The 2,697-nt window shown below is 65.0% G+C and carries 3 protein-coding genes; 1 reads left to right on the forward strand and 2 read right to left on the reverse strand.

What is annotated here, in order from left to right; genetic code table 11:
- Positions 1 to 335: helix-turn-helix domain-containing protein (locus AXK60_RS09875; protein WP_139057860.1), on the reverse strand; the 335-nt coding region annotated here is incomplete at its 3' end.
- 461 nt (positions 336 to 796) lie between these two features.
- On the opposite strand from AXK60_RS09875, the gene istA reads away from it, so the two are divergent.
- Positions 797 to 2,077: an IS21 family transposase gene (gene istA / locus AXK60_RS09880; protein WP_068570982.1), complete on the forward strand. Its 1,281-nt coding sequence runs from the start codon at positions 797 to 799 to the stop codon at positions 2,075 to 2,077.
- Between the two features lie 215 nt (positions 2,078 to 2,292).
- Here istA and AXK60_RS09885 read toward each other — a convergent pair.
- Positions 2,293 to 2,697: ATP-binding protein (locus AXK60_RS09885; RefSeq protein ID WP_175399980.1), on the reverse strand; the 405-nt coding region annotated here is incomplete at its 5' end.

Genomic DNA, 2,697 nt, shown 5'->3' on the forward strand with positions numbered 1-2,697 from the left:
ACCGCGGTCGTGCACTGCGGGCACACCGGGCGCAGGCCACGGTCCCGGATCTGCCGGGTCAGCGACGAATACGACTGCTTGAACCGCATCTCGACGAGTTCGTCGAACAGGGTCTGCGCCCACAGATGCGGGTCCTCGAGCAAGCGGCTGGTGACGTACTCGGCGAACGGCTCGAACGGGTCCTCGTCCCGGTGGCGGACACCCGGCTCGGTGACCCCGTTGAGATAGTTGCGGACGGTCTTACGGTCCCGTCCCAGATGACGGGCGATCGCTGAGATCGTCCACCCCTGCTTGCGCAGAGCATGTGCTTCCACGGTCTCTCCTTGTGTGAGCATGAACGAGCGGGGCCTCCCTCGAAGGGCTGGTGCGTGGTCAGAGACCACCAGCATCACGGGGAGGCCCCGCCCATTACTTGGCGGGTGCACACAAGTGGGGAGATTCAGTTAGCAGAACTGGGGAGAATCAACGAGCGCAGTCAATGACGGACTCGACGCGCTCGACCACGCACTCCTATCCTTGTGCGGAGCGGTCGACGTGCTCGCTCGCTCGCTCGCTGCACTCCGCGCTGAATCTGCCCGAGGAGAAGCGTCGCCACGCGAAGCTGCACGTACGACAGGGCTACTACCAGCTGCTCAAGCCATTTCCCAGCGGCGAGATGCGCTCACGTGTCGACGCAGCGCAGGTTGACCTCGACGTTGTATTCAAGTTGAGGAACACCTGTCGACGACGGGTTCAAACTGACCCCCTAGCGACGGCTTGGAACGGACCCCCTTCCCGGCCGTGAACCCTGGGGAGGGTGATCAGTTTGGAAGATTGGGCGGAGATCCGCCGGTTGCACTTTTCGGAGGGGTTGCCGATCAAGGTGATCGCTCGGCAGCTCGGGATCGGGAGGAATACGGTCCGGAGGGCGCTGCGGGCTGACGGGCCACCGGATCGATCACGGCCGCCGCGAGGCTCGGTGGTCGATGCGTTCGAGCCGGCGATCCGCGAGCTGCTGGAGTTGTGGCCGACGATGCCGGCGACGGTGATCGCGCCGAGGATCGGCTGGCCGTATTCGTTGACCACGCTCAAGGATCGGCTGCGGGAGATCCGGCCGGAGTATCAGGGCGTTGATCCGGCCGATCGGATCTCGTATGAACCGGGGAAGATCGCACAGTGCGATCTGTGGTTCCCGGATGCGAGGATCCCGGTCGGACCTGGTCAGGACCGCGTTCTACCGGTACTGGTGATGGTGCTCGGGTTCTCGCGGTTGATCTCGGCGGTGATGCTGCCCTCGCGGCAGGGCGGCGATCTGCTGGCCGGAATGTGGCAGGTCATCGAGGGCTGGGGCCGGGTCCCCAAATCGCTGGTCTGGGATCGTGAGGCCGCGATCGGCGGCACCGGCAAACCCACGGTCGAGGTTGCTGGGTTCGCCGGCACCCTCGCCACGAGGATCGTGTTGGCTCCGGCGCGTGATCCGGAGTTCAAGGGCATCGTCGAGCGGGCGAACCAGTATCTGGAGACCTCGTTCCTACCGGGCCGAATGTTCACCAGCCCAGCTGATTTCAATGCCCAGGTCACTGAGTGGCTCACGCAGACCGCGAACCGCAGACTGGTGCGGGCCACCGGAAGCCGGCCTGCGGAGGCCTTCGCTACCGACTTCCAGGCGATGACGATCCTGCCGCCGATGGCCCCGATGACCGGCCTGCGGACCCGGGTTCGACTCGGACGCGACTACTACGTCCGGGTCGACGGTAACGACTACTCGATCGACCCGAGGGTGATCGGCAAGTTCGTCGACATCACCGCCACCCCAACGACAGTGACCGCGATTTGCGACGGGAGCAGGGTCGCATTCCATCGCCGGTCGTGGGCCAAACACGCCAACGTCACCGACCCGCAGCACGTTGCGGCAGCGCAGCTGCTGCGGGCCCGCTACCAGGAGATCGGCCGGCAGCAGCCCTCGCGGCAACACCCTGACGGGCACCCGGTCGCATTGCGCGCGTTGCCGGACTACGACGCCCTGTTCGGCGTTACCGACTTCACCGCACCACCATCACAGACCACGGAAACCGTTGAAAGGCAGCAGAATCTATGAGTCCAGCAAAGACCGCGACCGCCGCGAAGGCAGCGGAGATCGACGACCGCAACGCAGTGGCGTTGTTGCCGGAACGGGCGGAGAAGGTCAGCTCCCAGCTGGCCTACCTCGCCCGGGCATTGAAGACCCCGACCATCGGGCGGGTATGGGATGATCAGGCTCATCGAAAGTCCCCAGTGATGCTCATTGAGATTCCTCACCTGGGTGCGGTCGGATTATAGCGGTCGGCGGCTGGGTGCGGTTGCTGTGCGGTGGGTTTCGTTGCGGGCGTGGTGGTCTCGTAGTCGGTAGCTGTCGCCGTCGAGTTTGAGGACGACGGAGCGGTGTAGGAGCCTGTCGAGCATGGCCGCGGCGACGGTGGTGTCGCCGAGGACTTCGCCCCATTCGGAGACCGATCGGTTGGTGGTGATGACGATCGATGTTTTCAGATACCGTTGCGCGACAACCTGAAACAACGCTGATGCGGCTTCGGCGGGCAAGGGGAGGTAGCCGAGTTCGTCGATGACGAGCAGCGTCGGGCCAGCGAAGAACCGCATGGTCGTCGACCAGCGGCCTTCGATCGCCGCTTTGTGGCAGCGGGCGGCCAGGTCGGCGGCGGTGGTGACGTAGGTGCGGTATCC

It is taken from the genome of Tsukamurella pseudospumae, from assembly GCF_001575195.1.
GTDB lineage: Bacteria > Actinomycetota > Actinomycetes > Mycobacteriales > Mycobacteriaceae > Tsukamurella > Tsukamurella pseudospumae.